Below are 1,018 nucleotides of genomic sequence, written 5' to 3'. Positions count from 1 at the left end.
AACGAAGACTGATCGAAGTAGTTCCCTTCTCCCCGTCACTATACGGGGAGAAGGTGCCGGCAGGCGGATGAGGGGCAGCGCCGACGCCTACAAATTGCAATTCATGCCGAACCGATTGCCTGTCAGAAGGCGTCAGCTGCAACGGCCGTTCGCCAATCGCCCGCATCCGCGCTGCCCCTCATTGTCCTGCCGGACATTTCTCCCCGTATAGAGACGGGGAGAAAGGGCAGTTGCAACGCCGCCGTCAGTCCTTCTTGGGCACGGCAACGCGCAGCGCCAGGTCGCGAAGCTGCTGCGGGCTCGCTTCCGAAGGCGCGTTCATCAACAGATCGTAGGCCTGCTGGTTCATCGGGAACATGGTGATCTCACGCAGGTTCTTGGCGCCGAGCAGCAGCATGACGACGCGGTCGACACCGGCGGCCATGCCGCCATGCGGCGGCGCGCCATACTGGAAGGCGCGGTAGAGGCCGCCGAAGCGCTCCTCGACCGTGGCGCGATCCAGCCCGACCGTCTCGAATGCCTTGACCATGGTTTCGGGCAGATGGTTGCGGATACCGCCGCTGGCGATCTCGAACCCGTTGCAGACCATGTCGTACTGGAACGCCTTGATGCCGAGCAGGTCCTCGCCATTCAGCGCATCGATGCCACCTTGCGGCATCGAGAACGGGTTGTGGGCGAAGTCGATCTTCTTCTCTTCCTCGTTCCACTCGAAGAACGGGAAGTCGACGATCCAGCACAGTTCGAAACGCTCGCGGTCGACAAGGTTCAGCTCCTCGCCGGCACGGGTGCGCGCAGCCCCCGCGAAGGAGACGAACTTCTTCGGATCCCCGGCGACAAAAAAGGCCGCATCGCCGTCGGCAAGGCCGAGTTGAAGGCGGATCGCCTCTGTGCGCTCCTCGCCGATGTTCTTGGCGAGTGGGCCGGCGCCTTCGAGCTTGTCACCCTCCTTGCGCCAGAAGATATAACCCAGCCCCGGCTGGCCCTCGCCCTGCGCCCAGGAATTCATGCGGTCGCAGAA

Annotated in this window: 1 protein-coding gene; it reads right to left on the bottom strand. The window is 63.3% G+C overall.

The window, feature by feature from the left end; translation table 11 throughout:
• Positions 1-244: 244 nt before the first annotated feature.
• On the bottom strand, positions 245-1,018 hold a 774-nt coding region (locus EN906_RS35305), incomplete at its 5' end, for an amino acid--tRNA ligase-related protein (RefSeq protein ID WP_348629306.1).

Origin of the sequence: Mesorhizobium sp. M7A.F.Ca.CA.004.06.1.1, from assembly GCF_003999135.1 — a bacterium.
GTDB lineage: Bacteria > Pseudomonadota > Alphaproteobacteria > Rhizobiales > Rhizobiaceae > Mesorhizobium.
This window is presented reverse-complemented; position numbering and strand designations above follow the sequence as displayed.